Here is a 22,085-nt window from a genome sequence, read left to right as displayed (position 1 = left end):
CCTGGGGGCGAAACCCCGTTTCCTGCCCTGCTCCGCAGGGGTCCGATTCCTCCCCGGCCTGAAGGCCGGGGCGTCCTCGGAGGCATTTGGTGAACCCGGCGTATCTGCCGTCGTCCAGGCGCACGCCGATCAGTGCCTCTCCCTGGTCGACGCGGGGATCGAAGGGATGGGCCAGCAGGCGTTGGGCCAACGGGGACGAACGAAGGAAGTCGGTGTCACCGGGCAGGAGTTGGAGCACGGCCTCGCGGACGTGCGCGTCGGTCACGACGCCTTCGTCTTTGCCCCACCCGAGCCACCGCCGGGCCTCCGGGTCCGAGGCGGCGGCCGCGACGGCGGCAAAGTCCATCACGGTTTCGGGGGTGTAGAGCAGGAGGCGCTCCGTGCGCAGGGTGTGCCGGCGATGCCGGCATGGGCCGGGCAGCGGGAGCTTGGGCGTAGGCCGCTCCCGACGCTGGCGCAGCCGTGACCAGACCATGCACTCTCCGGGAGACCCCTCGGCCGACTCGGCCGCGTTCGATGTCGGCCGGGAGTCTAATGCCACTGCCGCGGGCATCCGTCTGGTGTCGACGGCGGCTGGGGAAGCACCGCTCGTTCGATCTTCGCAAGTTGAACGCCGGCGGCGGGAGTTGCTGTACAGCAGCGGACTACAGCCCGCTCTGACTCTCGTCGGCCGACCTGATCGGTGGCAAGTAGGGGGCAAGCGCAAGCAGGAAGAGCAGCCGGATGAGGCGCCGGAATCACGGAGGTTGTGTACGCGGATCCGGCGAACAACGGCCCGGTCCCCGCTCGAACTCGCGAGTGTCGTTCCGCGGCTCCGTACCCCGGCGGGGATTCTCCTTCTGCGAATCGACCACGGGCGGGCTTGACCTCAAGTCCCCTTGAGGTAAGAGGCTCTGATCATGACTACGCAGACGGATCACGCAGAGATCAGCATGCTCGTCGACCGGTTCTTCCGGGTTCTGGACGAACGGAAGTTCGCGGCGGACTGGACCCGCGACTTCCTCACAGACGACGCGCGTATGGAAACACCCTTAGGGACGTCCCAGGGAGCCGAGGCCATCCGCGCCGCCGAGGAAGCGCTCGAGCGCTACGACCGCACTCAGCACATCGCCTCCGGGATCATCACCGATGCAGCCGCCGGGGCGGAGCGGGCCACCGCCTCGTGGAATGGCCTGATGACCCACGTCCATCATGACGCCACGCTCCAGGAGCGCGGCGGTGACGCCGACCCTCTGTTCACAGTGGGCGGCCGCTTCGAGGCTGATCTCCGCCGCACCCCCGACGGCTGGCGCTTCAGCCGCGTGGTGGTCCGGTCGATCTGGACGAAGGGACAGCCGCCGTCGGGCGTCGGCGCCCAGTCGTAGCGCGGCGTGGCTGAATCCCATCAGATGGGTCTGGTTTCCGCCGGTTTGCCTTGCCGGCTCTCTCGACTTGTGTCCTCGAGGTCGCGGGCGCCGAGGTCTCCGAGAGCGTCGAGGTCCGCGAAGGCGTCGAAGCTGGAGTCGTATGCGAGCCCGGTGGGCTTGAGGGGTTGTTCGGACCAGATGGTCTTGCCGTTTCTGTCGTATCGGGTGCCCCAGCGCTGGGCGAATTGGGCGATCAGGAAGAGGCCGCGGCCGCCCTCGTCGGTCGTCCGGGCGTGCCGCAGGTGAGGTGAGGTGCTGCTGCCGTCGGAGACCTCGCAGATGAGGGTGCGGTCGCGGATCATCCGCAGCCGGATGGGTTCCGAGGCGTAGCGGATGGCGTTGGTGACGAGTTCGCTGACCACCAGTTCCGTGGTGAAGGCGAGGTCTTCCAGCCCCCAGGCCGCGAGTTGCCGGTCTGCCTCGGTGCGGGCCGGAGCGACGGCGACGGAATCCTTGGGGATGTCCCAGGAGGCGACGTTGTCCTCGCCCAGGGCATGGGTGCGCGCCAGGAGCAGTGCCGCGTCGTCTCCCGGCCGGTTGGCCCAGAGCTTTCCGACCGCGGCGTCGCAGACGTCCTCCAGCCGGGTCTGTGGCGCGGACAGGGCGTCCAGTAGCTGCTGGACGCCTTGGTCGGCGTCGAGGTAAGGGCTGTGGATGAGGCCGTCGGTGTAGAGGACGAGGATGCTGCCTTCGGGGACCGTCATCTGAGTGGATTCGAACGGCAGACCGCCGAGGCCCAAGGGAGGGCCGCTCGGAAGGTCCATGAGCCGGGCGGCGCCGGAGGGAGTGACGAGTACCGGCGAGGGGTGGCCCGCGCGGGCGAGGGTGCACAGGCGGCTCACCGGGTCGTAGACCGCGTAGAGGCAGGTCGCTCCGGTCACGCCGGATTCGTCGCCGGCCTCCTCGGCGATCCGGCTGACCATGTCGTCCAGGTGGGCCAGTACTTCGTCGGGGGCGAGGTCGATGTCGGCAAGGGTCTGTACGGCCGCGCGGAAGCGTCCCATGGTGGCGGCGGCGTGAATGCCGTGTCCGACGACGTCGCCGACGACCAGGGCGACGCGGGCTCCGGACAGCGGGATGACGTCGAACCAGTCGCCGCCCACGCCGGCTTCCATGTCGGCCGGCAGGTAGCGGTAGGCGGCGTCGACCGCGTTCTGTTCGGGCAGTTCCCGGGGCAGGAGGCTGCGCTGGAGGGCCAGTGCGGCAGCGTGCTCATGGGTGTAGCGGCGGGCGTTGTCGATGCAGACCGCGGCGTGTCCGACCAGCTCTTCCGCGAGGACCAGGTCGTCGGGCTGGAATGGCCCTTTGGGCTGCCAGCGGCCGATGGTGACCGCTCCGAGGGTGGTGCCGCGTGCGCGGATGGGCACGATCATCAGGGAGTGGGTGCCGAGGTCGAGGTCGCGCAGGTGGGCGCTGCGGGCGGGGTCCTCGGCGGCCAGGTGGCGGTCCATGGGGTCCAGTGCCGGTATCAGTGCGGCGGCGCCGTCGATCAGAGCTCGTGCGATGGGCGATGACGGGGGGTAGCCGCACGGCTCACCCAACGGGACGGGCGGCGAGGCGCCTCTCCGGAGGGAGCGGTGTCCGGCACAGCGGAGGGAGGCCGCGGTGGTGGCGTCGGCGGGGCCGGGTGGGGCCTCTTCGCCGCGGAGAACCGAGTCGAGGAGGTCGACCGTGACGTGGTCGGCGAGTCCGGGGACGGCGACGTCGGCCAGTTCCTGTGCTGCGTGCGGGATGTCCAGCGTGCTGCCCATGCGCTTGCGGGCCTCGTTCAGGAGCGTGAGCTTCTTCCGGGCGCGGTAGTGCTCGGTGGTGGAGAGGACGATGTAGCAGGCGCCCAGGGGCTCGCCGTCCTCGCGCTCCAGGCGGAAGCACGAGGTGGAGTAGCTGACCTGGTCCGGATCGGACAGGACGTGGCCGAAGTATTCACAGCCCCTCGAGGGGCGGCCGGTCTCCAGAACCTGGCGTATCTCCGCTTCGGTGTGCTCTATGTCCAGGCCTGGCAGGACGTCTCCCAGGCGCCGCCCGAGGAAACGCTCGCGGGGGATGCCGCACAGGTGCTCCATGGCGTCGTTCACCCAGGTGGGCCGCAGTTCGGTGTCGAGCATGATCATGCCTACCGGCGCGGTATGGGTGATCCCTTCCAGCAGGGACCGGCTGGCGCTCGACCACCAGGTCCGAGTCGCGTCGGAGGCGAGGACAAGGCGTAGTGAGCAGTCGCCGGAGTCCTGGAGGGGCAGGATCTTGATTTCCAGGTCGAGATGATGGCCGTCCCGATGGCGTACGGTCTGCCTGCCCTCCCAGCCCTGTGGTGATCCGAGCCGCGCGGCAAGGTCAGGGGTGTCCGCCTGATGCGCCGCACTTTCCACGGGCCGGATCAGGTCCGACAGGGGTCTGCCCAGCGCCTCCGGGATCGAGTGGCCGAGAAGTTTCGCAGCTCCCTCGCTCCATCCCCGTACCACCCCTGCGCCGTCGGCCACGGCCACGGCGGTCGAGGTGCCCAAAGGGGTGTCCGCTGCTGTGGAACGAGTTCTCAAGGGAGCACCCATGCCCGCCATCCAGTACCGTCGCGTTCCCAGCGCGCAGCCGCTTGCGCCTGAGCGGCTGCCGGACTTGTTCCACTTTACCTGCGGCAGGTGTTTTTAGCCGGGTCCACAACAGGCCGCTGACCAGCTTCGATGCCGCATCGACCAGCTTCGAAGCCGCATGGAGCCACTACAGCGGACGCGTCCCTGAGCGATTCACCGAACACGCCTGACCCCTCCGGTCACTCCTCGTCCGAGGTTCGCACCGGACCGGCCTCGCCGGGCTCGGGGGGCGCGTTCGGCTGCGCCCGGATGTGCAGGACGTCACCGATGAACAGGTCATAGACCAGAACGCCGATCACGCCGCCGACAAGAGGTCCGACGATGGGGATCCAGAAGTAGTCGTGGAAGGAACCGGCCAGCGTGCCGGGCAGCGCAAGTTCCTGCCACCCCGCCAACCAGGTGAACAGACGCGGCCCGAAGTCGCGGGCCGGGTTGATGGCGTAGCCGGCGTTCGCGCCGTACGACATGCCCACGGCCGCGACGACGAAGCCGATCACCAGTGGCCCGAGGTTGGCCTTCACCGCCGTGTTGCGCAGATCGACCACCGCCACCACGAACATGACCAGGAACGCCGTGCCGACGATCTGATCCACCAGCGGTCCCCAGACGCCGCCGTGGAAGTACTGCGCGGGGAAGGTTCCGAAGATCGAGAAGGTGGCGAGGGTGTGACCGTTCGTCTTCGGTCCCGTCATGGCACGGTCGAAGGTGTTGATCGCGTCGTGGTACACGGCATACACCAGCGCAGCCCCGGCGAACGCACCCATCAGCTGCGACAACATGTACGACGGGACCTTGGGCCAGGGGAATCGGCGACGCACCGCGAAAGCGAGCGTGACCGCCGGATTCAGGTGTGCGCCGCTGACCCCGCCGGCCACGTAGATGCCGAAGGCCACGCCCAGGGCCCAGCCCCAGGTGATGAGGAGCCAGTCACCTGCGGCGACGAAGATGGTGGTGGGTCCCGCGGTCCGGCCCGATCCCGGCAGTGCCGCAACCGCCGTGGCCACCGAGCCGCACCCGAAGGAGACGAGCACGAACGTCCCCAGGAATTCTGCGAGGCATTCACCGAAGAGGCCACCTCGGCTCCTGAGACGGGAGGGTCTTACCAAGGGCGGATTTTCCACAGCCATGAAAGGCCCCCTAAGGGACTAATCCGGCCAGTGGCGGCGGCCTCTCCCCTCGCCGAGCACTCCGCGATCCGGCCGCCTCGCTCCTTGTGGCGGGGCAAGCCGATGCCACTCGTCCGGGCCTGACTATTCGAATGGAACGACCTCCGCATTCCGAGCCAGGTGCCGGATCTGGGCCGTGCGCTCCCATCCGTGGCCGCGGTCGAGGCATACACACGAGTATGGCTCACGGCATGCAGCCGCGCGCTTCACCGACCGGGCTCCTGCGCCGTATGGGCGAGTCGACCGCTTGGCTCAGGAAGGCGAGCCGTTCAGGGGCGCTTTGCCGGGTCCCCCCGGCCCACCACTGTGCCCTGGATGACACGGCTCTCGCCGGGCGCTCCGGCGTCCTGTTCCCTCAGTGCTTTCGCCTCGCTCTTGAAGATCCGCGTCGCCTTTCCCGCCGAACGCGCCAGTTCCGGCAGCTTCTTGATCCCGAGGAGCACGACCACCACCAGGAGGATCACGGCCAGCTCACTCATGCCGAACATCAGGCTTGCTCCCAGGACAGGTGTGTGGATCCACAAGGCTGTGGAAGTCTCTCCCGGTGGTGAGCGACCCACAAGTCCCGCTTTGGGCCGGACGCTCTCAGCCGGCGGGCGGCGGCACCCACGGTGCCCTGCGGCCGGTCCCGGCCCGGCGCCCGTCACGCCCCGCACCCCTATGGAACCAGCACCATCAGTAAGGCAGTCTTTCTCCCCGTGGCAGGCGTACCGCAACAGAATGGTTCGAGCGACCCCGTCGCGCACATGGTTGTGTGCGGCGACGACGGGCTCGCGCACCGGCTCGCCGCCGAGTTGCGCGGGGTGTACGACGAGCAGGTGACGCTCGTCGTGCCGCCCTCCCAACGGCTCGCACGGCAGCCGGTGGTGGGCCGCGCCCGCGCCTCGGGACTGCTGGACCGGGTCTCCGCCGCGGTCACACGGGCGGCAGGCAACGGCAACGGGGGAAACGGTCACGGCAGCGGTGCGGACGGACGCGTCTCGGGAGCGGGGAGCCGCACGACGGGAGCGCCGAGCCGCACTGCCGGAACGCCTTCCGACATAACGATGTTGGAGGCTTTCGAAGCGTCCGAGGCCGTCCTCGCCGAGGCAGGAGTGGAACGGGCGACGGCGCTGGCGCTCGTGTATGACGACGACGAGACCAACATCCGCGCCGCGCTCACCGCCCGTCGCCTCAACCCGCGACTCCGGCTTGTCCTGCGCCTGTACAACCGGCGTCTCGGGCAGCACATCGAGGCGCTCCTCGACCAAGCCGCCGCGCTGGCCTCCGGCGGGCCCGATGTGGAGTCCGAGGGCTTCGACGCCTCCACAACCGTCCTGTCCGACGCCGACACCGCGGCGCCCGCGCTGGCCGCGACCGCCGTCGCCGGCACCACCAAGGTCGTACAGACCGACGGGCTGATCCTGCGGGCCGCCGAGCGACAGCCACCGGGACCGGGCCAGGTCGCCGACCCCGGACTGTGCACTCTGGCGCTGCTGTCCGCGACGACCAACGATCCGGCCGGAGCCTACGGTCCGGAGGGAAGTGGTGAGCAGGGGCCCCAACTCCTGCCCGACGAAAGGGCGGTCGCGGCAGCCACCGGACGCGGCACCATCGTCCTGGAGACCGTCTCTTACGCGGGACCCGCGCTGCCGGCCGGGCGCAGTGTCGTCCCGCTCGCCTCGCTGCTGTCGCGACGGCTGCGCTGGTCGGTCGCCGGTGTCGTGGGGTGTGTCGTCGCACTCGCCGTCGCGTCGATGGCCGTGACGGGCGAACCCCCGCTGCAAGCCACGTACTTGACGCTGCTCGACCTGTTCGCCATCAACAACCCGGCCATCGGTGAACCTCTCGGACGGCAGATTCTGCAGTTGCTGTCCGGGCTGATGGGGTTGTTGCTGCTGCCCGTGTTGCTGGCCGCCGTGCTTGAGGCGCTCGGCACGTTCCGCAGCGGGTCCGCGCTGCGGAAACCGGCACGCGGTCTGTCCGGGCACGTCGTGCTGCTCGGCGTCGGAAAGATCGGCACACGGGTCATGACCCGGCTGCGCGAACTGAGGATCCCCGTGGTGTGCGTCGAGGGCGATCCCGAGGCACGCGGACTCGCCACAGCACGCCGGCTGGGGGTGCCCGTCGTACTCGGGGACGTGACGCAGGAAGGCGTCCTGGAAGCCGCCAAGATCCATCGAGCCCATGCGCTGCTCGCGCTGACCAGCGCCGACACCACGAACCTCGAGGCCGTGCTGTACGCACGGTCCGTGCGGCCCGACCTGCAGGTGGTCCTGCGTCTGTACGACGACGACTTCGCGACCGCGGTCTACCGCACGCTGCGTGTCGCGTACCCGCACGCGGTGACCCGCAGCCGCAGCGTGTCCCACCTGGCCGCGCCCGCGTTCGCCGGAGCCATGCTGGGGCGGCAGATCCTCGGTGCGATCCCGGTGGAGCGGCGGGTGCTGCTGTTCGCCGCTGTGGACGTGGGCGGCCATCCGCAGTTGGAGGGACAGACGGTCGCCGAGGCGTTCCGTGCGGGAGCGTGGCGTGTGCTGGCCCTGGACACCGCGGCGCCCGATGAATGGAACCAGACGCCGGACCCCGAGACGGACTCCCCCACCCAGGCCTCGGGTCTGGTCTGGGACCTGCCGGCCACCTATGTCCTGCGCCCCGAGGACCGGGTGGTCCTGGCGGCGACCCGCCGTGGCCTGGCCGAACTCCTCGGCCGCAGGCGCCGCGAGCCGGCCGGCGCGTAGGAAACGGAGGGCGCGACCGAGCGCGAGCAGTCGCCCCGCGACCGTCAGAAACGCTCGGCCAAGTGCTCGCGGCCCGCCGGCGGCTCGTACGGCTCGGGCCAGAAGTCCGTCACCGTGGCTATATGTCCCTCCCGGTCGGCCGTGAAGAACGTGATGCCGTACATCTCGTCCAGGCCCACCGTGACGTGCAGCGAGGTGACGACCTGGTCGGGCTCGGCGACGACGCGCTCGACGCGCAGGTGCCAGTCGCCCGGGTACTCGCGGTTGAACTGGACGTACCTCTCCCGCCCGCGGATGCGCTCGCGCGTCTGCGGCAGGGTGTAGACGACGTCCTCGGCCAGCGTGGCAGCGAACGCGTCCCATTCACGGGCCTCCGCAGCGGCCCAGAAGCTCTCCACGGTCTTGCGCAGATCGGTCATCGAGGTCATGGCGCGAGTGTGCATCCCGCCACTGACAATCGGTTCCGACCTGCGCACATCGGATCTCGGCGGGGTTGCGGAGCCGTCGGGTGCGGGCCTCAGGCCCGAGTCGTCCACACCCCTGCCACGCGGACGGTCCTCCTCACGCAGGGCGCGTAAGCCACCCACGCCACGGAACCCGCGCAAGCCACGCACGCTGCAGTGGGAAGCGCCTCAGGTGACGCAAGGCACACGAGCCCCAGAGACGAGCGCCTCGGATGCCAAGGGCGCCGCAGAGGCCACACCGCGGACGCCGAACACCGTCACGCACGCCGAACCACGTCACATGGGCCACGCACGTCGCCAGTCCTTAGGGACTCCGTGATCACACCTGGTCAAGGCGGTTTGCCGAGGAGTTATCCACAGGCTCGGGACCTTGCCCGCGGAAAGTCGGCGGGGCCAGGCACTATGGGGCCATGACTGAGAGCAACGGGTCCAGCTCGCCGAAGCGCGACGCGGACATGCCGGACTGGGAGAAGCGCTTCCGGGCGCCGAGGGTGTCGCTGCCCGACTGGGCGGAGGACGCGCCGCACCGCTCGCTGTTCGTCTCCAACGCGACGGGGACGTACGAGCTGTACGCGTGGGACCGGGCCACGGGCGCGCAGCGCCAGGTCACGGACCGGCCGAACGGCACGACGGACGGCCTGCTCTCGCCGGACGGCGAGTGGATCTGGTGGTTCGACGACACGGACGGCGACGAGTTCGGGATCTGGCGACGCCAGCGGTTCGCGCCCGGCGCATCCGGCAAGGACTCCGGGACCGACGAGCCGGCGGCTCCCGGGCTCGAGCCCTCGTACCCGGCCGGGCTCGCGATCGGGCGCGACGGGCGGACGGCGGTCGTGGGCCGTTCGACCGACCAGGACGGGTCCACGATTCACCTCGTGCGAAGCGATGGGGACCCGGTGGAGATCTACCGGCACCGGGAGTCGGCCGGCGTGGGCGACTTCTCGCGGGACGGCTCGCTGATCGCCCTCGAGCACACCGAGCACGGCGACGCGATGCACTCCGCCCTGCGCGTGCTGCGGCCGGACGGTTCGACGGTGGCGGAGCTGGACGACACCAAGGGTGGCACGGCCGAGCTGGGCCTGGAGGTGCTGGGCTTCGCACCGGTCGACGGCGACACACGGCTGCTGGTCGGGCACCAGCGGCGCGACCGGTGGGAGCCGATGGTGTGGGACGTCGCCTCGGGCGAGGAGACGGACCTGGCGCTCGAGCTGCCGGGCGACGTGGCCGCGGAGTGGTATCCCGACGGCTCCGCGCTGCTGATCGTGCACAGCTTCGAGGCGCGCAGCGAGCTGTTCCGCTACGACCTGGCGGCGCGGGAGCTGACGCGGGTGCCGACTCCCCCGGGCTCGGTGTCGGGAGCCACCGCGCGTCCCGACGGGAGCGTGGAGTACCTGTGGTCGTCGGCGGCCGAGCCGCCGGTGGTGCGGTCGACGTCGGGCGACGTCGTGCTGGATCCGCCGGGGATGAAGTCACCGGAGTCGGTGCCCGTCGAGGACGTGTGGGTGGAGGGGCCGGGCGGCCGTATCCACGCGCTGGTGCAGAGACCGGCCGGGGCGAGTGGGCCGCTGCCGACGGTGTTCGACATCCACGGCGGTCCGACGTGGCACGACAGCGACTCGTTCGCGGCGGGTCCGGCGGCCTGGGTGGATCACGGGTATGCGGTCGTGCGGGTCAACTACCGCGGCTCGACGGGATACGGGCGTGAGTGGACGGACGCGCTCAAGCACCGGGTCGGGCTGATCGAGCTGGAGGACATCGCGGCGGTCCGGGAGTGGGCGGTGTCGTCCGGGCTCGCGGATCCGGAGCGGCTCATCCTGACGGGTGGTTCGTGGGGCGGGTATCTGACGCTGCTCGGGGTCGGCACACAGCCCGACGCGTGGACCCTTGGTATCGCGGCGGTCCCGGTCGCGGACTACGTCACGGCGTACCACGACGAGATGGAGGCGCTGAAGGCGATGGACCGGACACTGCTCGGGGGCACGCCCGAGGAAGTGCCGGAGCGGTTCGAGGTCTCGTCGCCGCTGACGTACGTCGACGCGGTGAAGACACCGGTGTACATCTCCGCCGGGGTGAACGACCCACGGTGCCCGATCCGCCAGGTCGAGAACTATGTGGACCGGCTGATGGCACGCGATGCGGTGCACGAGGTCTACAGGTACGACGCCGGGCACGGCTCGCTGGTGGTGGACGAGCGGATCAAGCAGGTGCGCCTGGAGCTGGACTTCGCCGCGCGGCACCTGGGGACGGCAGCGGAGGAGGCGAAGGGAGCGGCGACCGTGGCCTAGGGCGGACGGCACAGGGCGGTGTGACGCCGGAGTGCGGTGACCGGGAAGTGGCCCGACGGACAGGTGACGCCTCGACGTCACCTGTCCGAGGGCGGCGATCAGCCGGCCAGGTGGCCGAACGGGTGGGTGTGGCCGAGCGGGGAGTACGGGGCATGCGCGCGTGCACCCTGGCCACGTAGCCACCTCTCGCAAGCGAGCCCGCCTCCGCCCTCCGGCGCCTAGTCCAACGGGTCACACCGGCGGGCCACAGACCCCCCACGGGGTGATCCGCCAGGGCGGCCCCGTACCGTTTAAGGCGTGTACCGGTTTCTGCTGACGTCCCGCTGGTGGGGGATCAACGTCTTCGTGCTGCTGGCCATCCCCTTCTGCATCTTCATGGGGTCATGGCAGCTGAGCCGGTTCGAGGCCCGGGTACAGGACCACAGGGCCCAGACAGAGCGGGCCGCCGCGGACCAGAAGGAGGCGGCCCGGCCGCTCGGCGAGCTGCTGCCGGTGGACCAGCGGACATCCGGGATGAAGGCCACGGCCAAGGGGCGGTACGGGAAGCAGCTGCTGGTACCGGAGCGTGAGCTGGACGGCAGGCGCGGCTTCTACGTACTGACCATGCTGCAGACCGACTCGGGCAAGGCGCTGCCGGTCGTACGGGGCTGGCTGCCGGGTGACGCGAACCCCGCCAAGGCACCGGCCGCACCTACCGGCGAGGTCACGGTCACGGGAGCCCTGCAGGCGTCCGAGAGCCCCGGAGCGAACGGGGTGGGCGCGGCCGGCGGGCTGCCCACCGGCCAGACCGCGGCGATCAGCGCGGCCTCACTGGTCAATCTGGTGCCGTACGACCTCTACGACGCGTGGATCACCCTCGACAAGGCAGACAGCGGTATGAAGGCCGTGCCGGCGACGGCACCCCAGGGGTCCGGACTTGATCTGAAGGCGTTCCAGAACCTGGGCTACACCGGCGAGTGGTTCGTCTTCGCGGGCTTCACGGTCTTCATGTGGTTCAGGCTGTTGCGACGCGAGGTCGAGTACGCTCGGGACGCTGAGCTGGGGCTCGTGGCGGAGGGAACGGAAGGAACGGGCTCCGGGGCGGCCGGGGACGACGGCCCGGGGGACGGCCCTGAGGAGCGGACCGGGGCCGGGGAGACCGGAGGCAAGACGGCCGGGGGCGAAGACGCCATCGCCGAGAGCCAGGCTCCCACAGCGACGGCCTGAACCCCACTCCCGAGGACGCCGACGCCACACGCGGGACTCGCCTGGCCCCACGGCCACGGCTGGCGCCCGCCCCAAGCTCACACAACAGCCCGGGCCTGTCCGGCCCCCTACACCACCGCTGGCACCCGCCCTCACGCCGCTACCGGGCCCTGCTGAGCCCCTGTACGCCACGACACTGGCACCTGCTCCACCGCACGCGCACGCCCACACCCGAGCCCCGCTCAGCCCTCGCGCCAGGAATGTGCCCGTCCCCCGACCCCCACGGCCTGAGGCGACTCGCCCCGTAATGGGACGGACCGTAATGGGACGGAACAGCCGGGCCGTGCCCAGGCTCAGGGCGTCGGCGAAAGCATTCCCGTGCGGTAGACCGTGCCGGCGCACGCGTTGGTGACCGTCGCCGTGGCCGAGGCGGAGCCGATCTCCGGCGCGTGGGAGACCACCACACTGCCGTCGGCCACGCCGTCCTCCAGAATCAGCTGCGGTGCCGTGCCGCTGCTGCCCGAGCCCGTGCTGCCGCTCGGCGCGCTGGTCGAGGGGGACGGGTCCGGGGTCGGGCCGCCGGTGTTGCCGCCCGTGGTGGGACAGGTCTCGGACGGGACCCAGGCGAACTTGACCTCGTACGCCGCCCCGGGCTTGAGCACCAAGGAGGTGACTTCCTGGGACGGGGCGGGCAGTCCGGTGGCCGGGTCGCCCGCGGTGTGGTTCACCACGCTGATCTTGGACGCGTCCGCGGCACCCTGGGCGGTGGTGGACACGCTGCCGGCGCCGGAGACCGTACAGGTCGTGGTGGAGGTGTTGGTCACGCGGAAGGTGCCGTAGACCACACCAGTGGCGTCCGGGGCGCCCGCGGTGCCGGTCGCGCCGCCGAGCTGTACCGCCGTGCAGGCGGGTGCGCTCTCCGTCGAGGCGGTCGGCCCGACCCCGTCGGTGGACCCGCTGCCGACGCCTTTGCCCTTGTCGTCCTTGCCCTTCTCGCCTTCCTTGCCCCCCGTGCCCTTGGTGGTGTCCGAGGAGCCGACGGCGCCGTTGGATCCACCGTCCGGGCCCTTGCCCTGGTTGGTGTCGCCCTGGGCCTGTGAGGCCTTCGCCGCCATGGAGGGGTCGACGTCGGAGCCGGTGGCGTTCGAGACGTGCACGAGAGCGGGGATCGCCGTACCGATGAACAGGGCGGCGGCCGCCATGCCCACCAGCGCCTGCCGCTTCCGCGCACGGCGGGCCGGAACCGCGCGCCGCAGATGCTCCAGCGCGCCGTCGCGCGGCTCGATCTCGAGCACTGCCTGATGCAGCATCCGGCGCAGCGCCAGCTCGTCCGAACCGAGATCCTCGGGTGCCGCTTCCGGCTCGTCGGGGCCGGCCACGCTCCCCTCGGTCGGGGAGTCACCGCGGTCGAGTCCTGCGAGCGCCGCCAGGAGCCGGTCCCGCCCCGCGCCCAGCCCCTCGACGTCGCCGCCGAAAGGACCGCGCCCGTCGTCCGAGCCTCCCTCAGCGCCCGAACCTGCACCCGAGTCGCCCCGGTCCTCGACGTCACCGCGTCCCCGTGCGAAGCGGTCGGATTCGGTCGCGTCGGGGGCGACGTGTTCCGGTCCGGCTTCGTACCGGCCTTGGTGGTCGGGTCGGTGGCTCACAGTTCCGTTCCCAGCATGCTGCTTGTGTTCGTCCTCGGGGAGCTCGGGCCGGTCTGTCGGCTCATGCCACTCATAGGGCTCGTGTTGCTGATGGGCGTCGCTGCCCCAGGAGGCGGCGCGACGCTCCTCGTGGCCGCTCATGCCGGTGCCCCCATGGCGATACGGAGCGCCGCTATGCCGCGCGAGCCGTAGGCCTTCACCGACCCCAGCGAGATCCCCAGTGTCTCCGCGACCTGGGCCTCGGTCATGTCCGCGAAGTAGCGCAGCACCAGGACCTCGCGCTGACGGCGCTGGAGGCCCTTCATCGCCTTGATCAGCGAGTCGCGCTCCAACTGGTCGTACGCGCCTTCCTCGGCGCTCGCCATGTCCGGCATGGGCTTGGAGAGCAGCTTGAGACCGATGATGCGGCGGCGCAGTGCCGAACGCGACAGATTGACCACGGTCTGACGCAGGTACGCGAGCGTCTTCTCCGGGTCGCGAACGCGCTTGCGTGCCGAGTGGACGCGGATGAACGCCTCCTGGACGACGTCCTCGCAGGACGCGGTGTCGTCGAGGAGGAGCGCCGCCAAGCCGAGGAGAGAGCGGTAGTGGGCGCGGTAGGTCTCGGTGAGATGGTCGACCGTGGTGCCGGCCACCGCCGACTCGTCCGGGCTCTCGCGCTGATTGGGGATGCGGGCAGGCCGCGCTGTGGGCATGGGGGCGATCACCGGCATGCCGCCGGGCAAGCGGGGACGACTGGGTGGACGCAGGGCCGCGCCCCTCGTCCGTACCGCGGTGAATTCGAGTACCTCTGCCACGTCAGTTGGACACGTCTCCACGCGCCAGGGTTGTACGCGACAGGCATCACTTTTGCGACAGGCTTCGCATCCGTCTGCACGCCCTGCCATGTGCCCCCCAGCACACCGGACCGTGCGTCAAGTGCCCTCATGCGTACCAGCTCTTCCCCTATGCCCCGTGTGTGTCGTGCTCGGCCCCCCGAAGGGCGACCGCAAAGACGCTCCTGGCCCTGTGCGCGGTTGCAGGGCGGGAGGGGAAATCTTCGAACGCCGAGAGGCTTCGATTCCAAGTGGTTTGGACCACAGGCCGACCCGCTGAACCGAAAGAGATCCTACAAACGATTCAGCCAGCGGCCATGAGGGATTTCGGCTGTCGGACAGCCGGCACCGGAAAACGTACGCGTACGGGCACCGAACGCACCGGGCGGCACCCCGTCGACCACGCGCGAACGCCGGTCCCCGGCGCCTGTGCCGGCCGGGGTCCGGCGACCCCGGCCGTCGCGGCCGCCTTAGGACGCCCCGAGTTCCGCCGCCACCAGCTCCGCGATCTGCGCCGTGTTCAGCGCCGCGCCCTTGCGCAGATTGTCACCGCACACGAACAGTTCCAGCGCGGTCGGATCGTCCAGGGCGCGGCGCACCCGGCCCACCCAGGTCGGGTCCGTGCCCACCACGTCCGCGGGCGTGGGGAATTCGCCCGCCGCCGGGTTGTCGAAGAGGACCACGCCGGGCGCCGTGTCGAGGATCTCGCGGGCGTGGTCGACCGTCACATTGCCCTCGAAGCGGGCGTGGACCGTCAGCGAGTGCACCGTGACCACGGGTACGCGGACACAGGTGACGGCCACCCGCAGTTCGGGCAGCCCGAGGATTTTGCGGGACTCGTCGCGGACCTTCATCTCCTCCGACGACCACCCGTCCTCGCGCAGCGACCCGGCCCACGGCACCACATTGAGCGCGACCGGCTCCGGGAACGGCCCCGTGCTGTCGCCCACCGCGCGCCGTACGTCACCCGGGTTGGTCCCCAGCTCCGTGCCGGCGACCAGCGACAGCTGCTGCCGCAGGGTGTCGATGCCCGCGCGGCCGGCGCCGCTGACGGCCTGGTACGAGGAGACGACCAGCTCCCGCAGCCCGAACTCGGCGTGCAGCGCGCCGAGCGCCACGATCATCGAGAGGGTCGTGCAGTTGGGGTTGGCGATGATGCCGCGCGGACGCAGCCGGGCGGCATGCGGATTGACCTCCGGCACGACCAGGGGAACCTCGGGGTCCATCCGGAACGCCCCCGAGTTGTCCACCACGACCGCGCCCAGGCCCGCGGCGATCGGTGCCCACTGCGCGGCGATCTCGTCCGGGACGTCGAACATCGCCACGTCGACGCCGGTCAGCGCCTCCTCGCCGAGCGCCATGACCTCGACCTCCTCGCCGCGCACGGCCAGCTTGCGGCCGGCGGAGCGCGGCGAGGCGATCAGACGGATCTCGCCCCAGATGTCCGCGTGCTGGGACAGGATCTGGAGCATGACCCTGCCGACGGCCCCGGTCGCGCCCACGACCGCGAGCGTCGGCTTCTCGGTTCGCGTTGTCATCGACGCCCCATACGGCCCGTGCCCCCGCGGGGGAGGCCGGTCATCGCCCGGTGCCTCCGTAGACAACGGCCTCATCGGTCTCGGAGTCCAGGCCGAACGCGCTGTGCACCGCGCGGACGGCCTCCGCCACGTCGTCCGCACGCGTGACCACCGAGATACGGATCTCGGAGGTCGAGATCAGCTCGATGTTCACACCGGCGTCACTCAGCGCCTCGAAGAAGGCCGCCGTGACACCCGGGTTCGTCTTCATACCCGCGCCGACCAGCGAGATCTTGCCGATCTGGTCGTCGTAGCGCAGCGAGTCGAAGCCGATCGCGGTCCTGCCCTTCTCCAGGGCGTCGATCGCCTTGCGCCCCTCGGTCTTCGGAAGGGTGAAGGAGATGTCCGTGAGACCGGTCGACGCGGCGGACACGTTCTGCACGACCATGTCGATGTTGATCTCGGCGTCGGCGATGGCACGGAAGATCGAGGCGGCCTCGCCCGGCTTGTCCGGCACGCCGACGACCGTGATCTTGGCCTCGGAGGTGTCGTGCGCGACACCGGAGATGATGGCCTGCTCCACCTTCACGTCCCCTTGCTGAATCGGCTCGCTGCTGACCCACGTGCCCTGCAGCCCGCTGAAGGACGAGCGGACGTGGATCGGGATGTTGTAACGGCGTGCGTACTCCACACAGCGGTGGAGCAGCACCTTGGACCCGGACGCGGCCAGTTCCAGCATGTCCTCGAAGGAGATCCAGTCGATCTTCCGGGCCTTCTTCACCACACGCGGGTCGGCGGTGAACACGCCGTCGACGTCGGTGTAGATCTCGCACACCTCGGCGTCGAGGGCCGCGGCCAGCGCGACCGCGGTCGTGTCGGAACCACCGCGACCCAGGGTCGTGATGTCCTTCTTGTCCTGGCTGACGCCCTGGAAACCGGCGACGATGGCGATGTTGCCCTCGTCCAGCGCGGTGCGGATGCGGCCCGGCGTGACGTCGATGATCCGGGCTTTGTTGTGGACCGAGTCGGTGATGACGCCTGCCTGGCTGCCGGTGAAACTCTGGGCCTCGTGACCCAGGTTTTTGATCGCCATGGCCAGCAGGGCCATGGAGATCCGCTCTCCGGCGGTCAGCAGCATGTCGAACTCACGCCCGGCAGGCATGGGGGAAACCTGCTCGGCGAGATCGATCAACTCGTCCGTCGTGTCGCCCATCGCGGAGACCACGACAACCACCTGGTTGCCGTTCTTCTTGGCTTCCACGATCCGCTTGGCGACGCGCTTGATGCCCTCGGCATCGGCTACGGAGGAGCCTCCGTACTTCTGCACGACAAGGCCCACGTGCGCTCCTCGCTCAGTCCGTCTCTTTCCGCACCCGCGTATCTGCACGTGCGGTCGGCTCAGTCTATCGAGCGACCGAATTTCCCTTCCGGGATATCGCATGGTGAGATGTCCCGCTCATGCCGGGATCACCCCGGTTTTCTTCGTACGTACGACGGGCGTACGACGGTTTTCACCGAGGGTTTCCGGCGTGCGACTCGGCCGCTCCAGGAGCGCATCTGCCCCCGTGCGACGAGAGGTACTCGAAAAGTGCCGCGTGTCACAGGAGACCGGTGTGCACCGGGTTCCGGGCACGCGGACGCGGGCCGTGCACACGTTCCGGGCGGATCGATCGGGGGACCGGTCCCCCGATCCGCCGGGGAAAGGGGCGACCGGGCCTACTTGACCGGTCGCAGTCCCAGCGGCCGGGCGATCTCCCGGGCCATGACCCGGCCCGCCTCCTCGGCGAGGACCTCGTCGCCGAGGCCCTGGTCGGTGTCGAGGCCGTCGAGCTCCTCCAGCGGCTGGTTCAGTCGCACATGGGCGACCAGCGACTGGAGCGCACGGAGCGTCGCGGACGCCGTCGAACCCCAGTTGGAGAAGTACGAGAACTGCCACCACCACAGGGCTTCCGTGGTGCGGCCGGCCCGGTAGTGGGCCATACCGTGGCGCAGGTCCGTGATGACGTCCGCCAGGTCGTCGGAGATACGGGCCGGAACCGGCGCCCTGCGCGGCTCGTACGGGTCGAAGACCTCCGAGTACACGTCGATCGGGTCCAGCATGGTGGCAAGGCGTTCGCGCAGCTCGTCCGCGTCCGCGTCCGGGCCCGAGTCCGGCTCGTAGCGCTCGTCCGGCACGATGTCCTCGTGTGCGCCGAGGCGGCCGCCCGCGAGGAGCAGCTGGGAGACCTCCAGCAAGAGGAACGGAATAGCAGAGTCCGGCTCGTCACCCTTCGCGACCTCCGTGACGGCGACCAGGAAACTCTCGATCTGGTCCGCGATCTGCACCGCGAAGTCGTCGGGGTCCATCGTCGTGGAGTGCAGCGTGGCGTCAGACATCTAGGAGTCGTCTCCCCTCGAAGGCGCGGCCGAGGGTGACCTCGTCCGCGTATTCCAGGTCGCCGCCCACCGGGAGGCCGCTGGCCAGGCGGGTGACCTTGAGGCCCATGGGCTTGATCATCCGGGCGAGGTACGTGGCCGTGGCCTCGCCCTCCAGGTTGGGATCCGTGGCCAGGATGAGCTCGGTGACTGTGCCGTCGGCCAGCCTCGCGAGCAGTTCCCTGATCCTCAGGTCGTCCGGGCCCACGCCCTCGATCGGGCTGATCGCTCCGCCCAGAACGTGGTAGCGGCCCCGGAACTCACGGGTCCGCTCGATCGCGACGACGTCCTTCGGCTCCTCCACCACACAGATCACCGACAGGTCGCGGCGGGCGTCACGGCAGATGCCGCACAACTCCTCCTGTGCGACGTTGCCACAGGTCGCGCAGAAGCGGACCTTGGCCTTCACCTCGAGCAGTGCCTGGGCGAGCCGACGCACATCCGTCGGCTCGGCCTGGAGGATGTGGAAGGCGATCCGCTGCGCGCTCTTGGGACCGACGCCGGGCAGCCGCCCCAGCTCGTCGATGAGGTCCTGGACCACGCCTTCGTACAACGGACTGCCTTTCCTGGAGAGCTTCGGTACGTACCGTAGCCGGGCTCGGTTTCTTGGTACGTACGGTAGTTGGCCCTAGCCCCACTTAGAAGGGACGGGCCGGTGGACTCAGAACGGCAAGCCGGGGATGCCGCCGCCCAGCCCCTGGGCCAGCGGGCCGAGCTTCTGCTGCTGGAGGGTCTGCGCGTTCTCGTTGGCCGCCTGGACGGCCGCGACGATCAGGTCGGCGAGGGTCTCCGTGTCCTCCGGGTCCACCGCCTTGGGATCGATGGCCAGGGCCCGCAGTTCGCCGGCGCCGGTGACCGTGGCCTTCACCAGACCACCGCCCGCCTGGCCCTCGACCTCGGTCCGAGCCAGCTCCTCCTGCGCCTGCGCGAGGTCCTGCTGCATCTTCTGGGCCTGCTGGAGCAACTGCTGCATGTTGGGCTGGCCACCACCGGGAATCACGATCAGCTCCTGGTCTCGTACGGTACGGCTGGCAGGGTTTCGTAATGGTTGTCCGGGCGGGTTTTTGCCGCCTGGCACGAGCCTACGTGGTCACCGTCACGCGCGCTCCGGTAGTCCGACCGGACCCTGACCTGGACCGTGGCGACACTCTTTCGAGTGAGATTGTCGGCCGTTTCCCTACCTGACCGGGACCCACTTCCGGGTGGAAAAGCGCTGAAACCCAGGTGCTCGCCACCCATTGGGCGGTAGGAAGGGTCCGCCGCTTCGGCACCATGCGTCACCTGAGCAGTGCGGAGCGTGCGCGGAGCGGGGGACGCGCGCACCGCGGAGGGTGCATCGCGGAAGTCATGGCCGTATGTAGGGAGTGCCGGGTGAGCCAGCCGGAGATGCAGCCCGAGGGTCCGCTCCAGGACGGGCGGGGCGAGGGTGCGGCGGGGCTGCGACCGGACGACCTCACGGGAGGGCCGTTCCCGCACGGCGACTGGGGGGAGCCCGCGCAGCGGCTCGACGAGTTGTACCGGTGGGTGGAGGACCGGGCGCTGGAGACGGCGGCCTGGTATCTCGCGAACCGGGTGTGGAAGCGGCGGGGGGCGCTCGCGCTACGTGTGGGTGCGGCGTCCGGTGCCGTGTGCGGGGCCGCGCTGCCGCTGCTCGAGCTGACCGGGGCGGTCGACGGGGTCGCGCCCTGGGCCTATCTGTCGCTGCTGCTCGGGGTGTCCTGTGTGGCCGGGGACCGGTTCTTCGGAGTGACGTCCGGCTGGATAAGGGACGTGGCGACCGCTCAGGCCGTGCAACGGCGGCTCCAGGCCCTGCAGTTCGACTGGGCGACCGAGAGCGTGCGGGAGGTGCTGGGGCCGACGGAGGGGACCGCCGGGGAGGCGGCGGAGCGGTGCCTGTCGGTCCTGCGGCGGTTCTCGGAGGACCTGACGGAACTGGTACGGGCGGAGACGGCGGACTGGATGGTGGAATTCCGGACGAGGTCGGGACCCCTGGGCATCCAGTCGGTGGGGTCGGCCGCGCCGCGGGGGGACGTACTGGCGCTGGGGAGGTTGGCGCCGCCGAACGGGACCCGCCCGAACATGCCCCGGCAGCGGCCACCCGAGCCCAGGTGAGCGCGCCGGCACGGGCATAGCGCCCCACCAGAACCAGGCGCGTACCGCAGAGACACGACGCCCACCGGCAACACGCCTCCTCACCGGCCCGGCAACACCCTGGCGCAGTCCCACGTACGGGTCAGCTTCCGCCGTCGTCGTCGCACAGCGGCAGCACGGCCGGCGCGGAGCACGGCAGGTTGCCGTGGCTGCGGATCACGGTCTCGCCGACGCTCTGGCTGATATAGGCGAGGAAGCCGGCGGCCAGGGAACCGGCGGGCGGGTGACCGTAGGTGTAGGCGTACTCGACCCCGCGGTACGGGTAGTCGCTCCTGCCGTACTCGATGTCCTGGACGGAGGCCACGGCGCCGCCCAGGGGCACCCGGCGCAGCCCCTTGTGGCCCAGGGCGAAGTTGAGCTCGCTGTAGCCGATGGCCCCGGGGATCGCGGCCACCTTGTCCAGCACCTCTTGCGTGGAGTCGAGTTCGCAGCGCATGACGGGGGCCGTCCCGTCGTCCTTGTGGAGGCAGTCCAGTGACGTGCTGGGGGCCCGCTCCCAGCTGCCCAGCACCCGCCGCTGGAAGATCTGCCGCGTGCCGGAGTCGGCGTTGCGGCTGACGAGCACCACGGGCAGATTCGGCAGATGCGGGTCGAGTTGCCTCCAGCGGGTGATCTGCCCGCGGTAGATGCGGCGTACGTCGGTCAGCGACAGCCCGCGCCCGAGATCGAGGCCCTGGTTGACGACCAGGGTGAAGGCCAGCACCGCGACCCTGTTCCCCTCGAGGTCCCGGGACTCGCCGGCGGTGGGCCCGTCGGAGAACGCGATCATGGACGGGGACCTCTTCGACTGGGCGCCCCGGGCGGCGAGTTCACCCACACCCGCCTCGCTGCCCCGCGCGTCCACTTTGATGTCGGAACCCTCGCACTTCTTCTCGTACTGCTTCGCCACTTCCCGTGCCACGGGGGCGAAGGCCGTCGAGCCCGTGATCGCCAGGGAGCCGCGGGCACATTCGATGGGGGGCGGGTTGTCGTCCCGGGCGATGACGATGCCGGCGAGCGTGACGACGCTGAGCGTGAGCGTGATGCTGATCAGCCGGGCGGCGCGGCTGAACAGCGGCGGCTTCTCGTCCGGGGTGGCGCTGCGGTTCGGGTGCACCTCGCCTTCCCGGATGCCGCCGATGAGCCGTATCTCGCGGCCCACATCGCCGCCCGACAGCCGCACGAGCAGCTTGAAGTGGTCGCCGCGGTTGAGCGGGACCCGCGGGATGCGCAGCGTGTTGCCCTCGTACCCGAAACCGCGATCCGGGATGAAGTGGTCCATGAGGTGGTCGGCGTCGGTCGGCTGCGTGACCGAGACACCGCGGATGGTGCGGTCGGTGAACACCGCGGTCAGACCGTGGATTTCGGGGCCGGTGTAGTCGTCGCGGTCGATGCCCTGCGAGCCGTCGTTCTCGATGCGCAGGAGGACGAGCGTCGCGTCCACCATGCCCGGAACCTCGTCGAAGAGGCCGAGGCGTCTGTTCGCACGGCCCGAGCGGACGTCGTCGCCTATCGGGTTGTCCATCTGGACGCGGTAGCCGACGCGCTTGCGGCGCGGCACCCGGCGTTCGTACCAGACCATGACACCGGAAGCGACGATGCCGAGCACCGCGGTCCCCACGGCCACGACGTTCTCTGCGCTCAACCACTCCACCGTGGGTCCCCCGCTACTCACCGGAGCCGATCGTGCGGTCACCGTACGGCCCGTCGGCGAAAACACGCAGGGGCCCTCCGCCGAAGTTCATGTGACG

At 70.2% G+C, this 22,085-nt stretch carries 17 protein-coding genes and 1 pseudogene; 5 read left to right on the top strand and 13 right to left on the bottom strand.

The window, feature by feature from the left end:
* A pseudogene (locus tag ACWDA7_RS29950) lies at window positions 1–475 on the bottom strand (hypothetical protein); the annotation flags it as partial.
* A gap of 424 nt (window positions 476–899) precedes the next feature.
* Here ACWDA7_RS29950 and ACWDA7_RS29945 point away from each other — a divergent pair.
* On the top strand, window positions 900–1,364 hold the full coding sequence (locus tag ACWDA7_RS29945) for a nuclear transport factor 2 family protein (protein ID WP_450607994.1): 465 nt from the start codon (window positions 900–902) through the stop codon (window positions 1,362–1,364).
* Between the two features lie 20 nt (window positions 1,365–1,384).
* On the opposite strand, the gene ACWDA7_RS29940 is transcribed toward ACWDA7_RS29945, so the two are convergent.
* From ACWDA7_RS29940 to ACWDA7_RS29930, 3 genes are all read right to left on the bottom strand, one after another.
* Window positions 1,385–3,907 (bottom strand): SpoIIE family protein phosphatase, encoded by a 2,523-nt coding sequence (locus ACWDA7_RS29940; RefSeq protein ID WP_450607992.1) that lies wholly within the window; start codon window positions 3,905–3,907, stop codon window positions 1,385–1,387.
* A gap of 263 nt (window positions 3,908–4,170) precedes the next feature.
* Window positions 4,171–5,118: an MIP/aquaporin family protein gene (locus tag ACWDA7_RS29935; protein ID WP_450607988.1), complete on the bottom strand. Its 948-nt coding sequence runs from the start codon at window positions 5,116–5,118 to the stop codon at window positions 4,171–4,173.
* A 308-nt stretch (window positions 5,119–5,426) separates the two neighbouring features.
* Window positions 5,427–5,636, bottom strand: a complete 210-nt coding sequence (locus ACWDA7_RS29930; RefSeq protein ID WP_450607986.1) for a twin-arginine translocase TatA/TatE family subunit — start codon at window positions 5,634–5,636, stop codon at window positions 5,427–5,429.
* A 267-nt stretch (window positions 5,637–5,903) separates the two neighbouring features.
* Here ACWDA7_RS29930 and ACWDA7_RS29925 point away from each other — a divergent pair, with 267 nt between their 5' ends.
* Window positions 5,904–7,877, top strand: a complete 1,974-nt coding sequence (locus tag ACWDA7_RS29925) for an NAD-binding protein (protein WP_450607984.1) — start codon at window positions 5,904–5,906, stop codon at window positions 7,875–7,877.
* Window positions 7,878–7,921: 44 nt separating this feature from the next.
* Here ACWDA7_RS29925 and ACWDA7_RS29920 read toward each other — a convergent pair whose 3' ends face one another.
* Window positions 7,922–8,296 (bottom strand): nuclear transport factor 2 family protein, encoded by a 375-nt coding sequence (locus tag ACWDA7_RS29920; RefSeq protein ID WP_450608001.1) that lies wholly within the window; start codon window positions 8,294–8,296, stop codon window positions 7,922–7,924.
* Between the two features lie 455 nt (window positions 8,297–8,751).
* Here ACWDA7_RS29920 and ACWDA7_RS29915 point away from each other — a divergent pair, with 455 nt between their 5' ends.
* Both ACWDA7_RS29915 and ACWDA7_RS29910 read left to right on the top strand, forming a co-directional pair.
* Window positions 8,752–10,626: a prolyl oligopeptidase family serine peptidase gene (locus tag ACWDA7_RS29915; protein WP_450607982.1), complete on the top strand. Its 1,875-nt coding sequence runs from the start codon at window positions 8,752–8,754 to the stop codon at window positions 10,624–10,626.
* 297 nt (window positions 10,627–10,923) lie between these two features.
* Window positions 10,924–11,832: an SURF1 family protein gene (locus ACWDA7_RS29910; RefSeq protein WP_450607980.1), complete on the top strand. Its 909-nt coding sequence runs from the start codon at window positions 10,924–10,926 to the stop codon at window positions 11,830–11,832.
* A gap of 332 nt (window positions 11,833–12,164) precedes the next feature.
* On the opposite strand, the gene ACWDA7_RS29905 is transcribed toward ACWDA7_RS29910, so the two are convergent.
* The 7 genes from ACWDA7_RS29905 to ACWDA7_RS29875 all read right to left on the bottom strand — a co-directional run bounded on the left by ACWDA7_RS29905 (window position 12,165) and on the right by ACWDA7_RS29875 (window position 19,204).
* Window positions 12,165–13,598 (bottom strand): hypothetical protein, encoded by a 1,434-nt coding sequence (locus tag ACWDA7_RS29905; protein WP_450607978.1) that lies wholly within the window; start codon window positions 13,596–13,598, stop codon window positions 12,165–12,167.
* Entirely contained in the window at window positions 13,595–14,254 is a 660-nt protein-coding gene (locus tag ACWDA7_RS29900) for a SigE family RNA polymerase sigma factor (RefSeq protein ID WP_450607976.1), read from the bottom strand. Before ACWDA7_RS29900 ends, ACWDA7_RS29905 begins: the two co-directional genes overlap by 4 nt.
* Before the next feature lie 488 nt (window positions 14,255–14,742).
* Window positions 14,743–15,810, bottom strand: a complete 1,068-nt coding sequence (locus ACWDA7_RS29895) for an aspartate-semialdehyde dehydrogenase (protein WP_450607974.1) — start codon at window positions 15,808–15,810, stop codon at window positions 14,743–14,745.
* A 40-nt stretch (window positions 15,811–15,850) separates the two neighbouring features.
* Window positions 15,851–17,128, bottom strand: a complete 1,278-nt coding sequence (locus tag ACWDA7_RS29890) for an aspartate kinase (protein ID WP_450607972.1) — start codon at window positions 17,126–17,128, stop codon at window positions 15,851–15,853.
* Window positions 17,129–17,505: 377 nt separating this feature from the next.
* Window positions 17,506–18,165 (bottom strand): DUF5063 domain-containing protein, encoded by a 660-nt coding sequence (locus ACWDA7_RS29885; protein ID WP_450607970.1) that lies wholly within the window; start codon window positions 18,163–18,165, stop codon window positions 17,506–17,508.
* Window positions 18,158–18,757, bottom strand: coding sequence for a recombination mediator RecR (recR, locus tag ACWDA7_RS29880; protein WP_234512258.1), 600 nt, complete (start codon window positions 18,755–18,757; stop codon window positions 18,158–18,160). The genes ACWDA7_RS29885 and recR overlap by 8 nt, the downstream gene beginning before the upstream one ends.
* A gap of 108 nt (window positions 18,758–18,865) precedes the next feature.
* Entirely contained in the window at window positions 18,866–19,204 is a 339-nt protein-coding gene (locus ACWDA7_RS29875; protein ID WP_432930575.1) for a YbaB/EbfC family nucleoid-associated protein, read from the bottom strand.
* 371 nt (window positions 19,205–19,575) lie between these two features.
* On the opposite strand from ACWDA7_RS29875, the gene ACWDA7_RS29870 reads away from it, so the two are divergent.
* On the top strand, window positions 19,576–20,316 hold the full coding sequence (locus ACWDA7_RS29870; RefSeq protein ID WP_450607968.1) for an SLATT domain-containing protein: 741 nt from the start codon (window positions 19,576–19,578) through the stop codon (window positions 20,314–20,316).
* 121 nt (window positions 20,317–20,437) lie between these two features.
* Here ACWDA7_RS29870 and ACWDA7_RS29865 read toward each other — a convergent pair whose 3' ends face one another.
* Window positions 20,438–21,988, bottom strand: coding sequence for a PstS family phosphate ABC transporter substrate-binding protein (locus ACWDA7_RS29865; protein ID WP_450607999.1), 1,551 nt, complete (start codon window positions 21,986–21,988; stop codon window positions 20,438–20,440).
* Between the last annotated feature and the right edge of the window lie 97 nt (window positions 21,989–22,085).

This window comes from Streptomyces sp. NPDC001156, from assembly GCF_053598275.1.
Note: the sequence above shows the minus strand (reverse complement) of the source record. Positions and strands in the feature narration are given on the sequence as shown.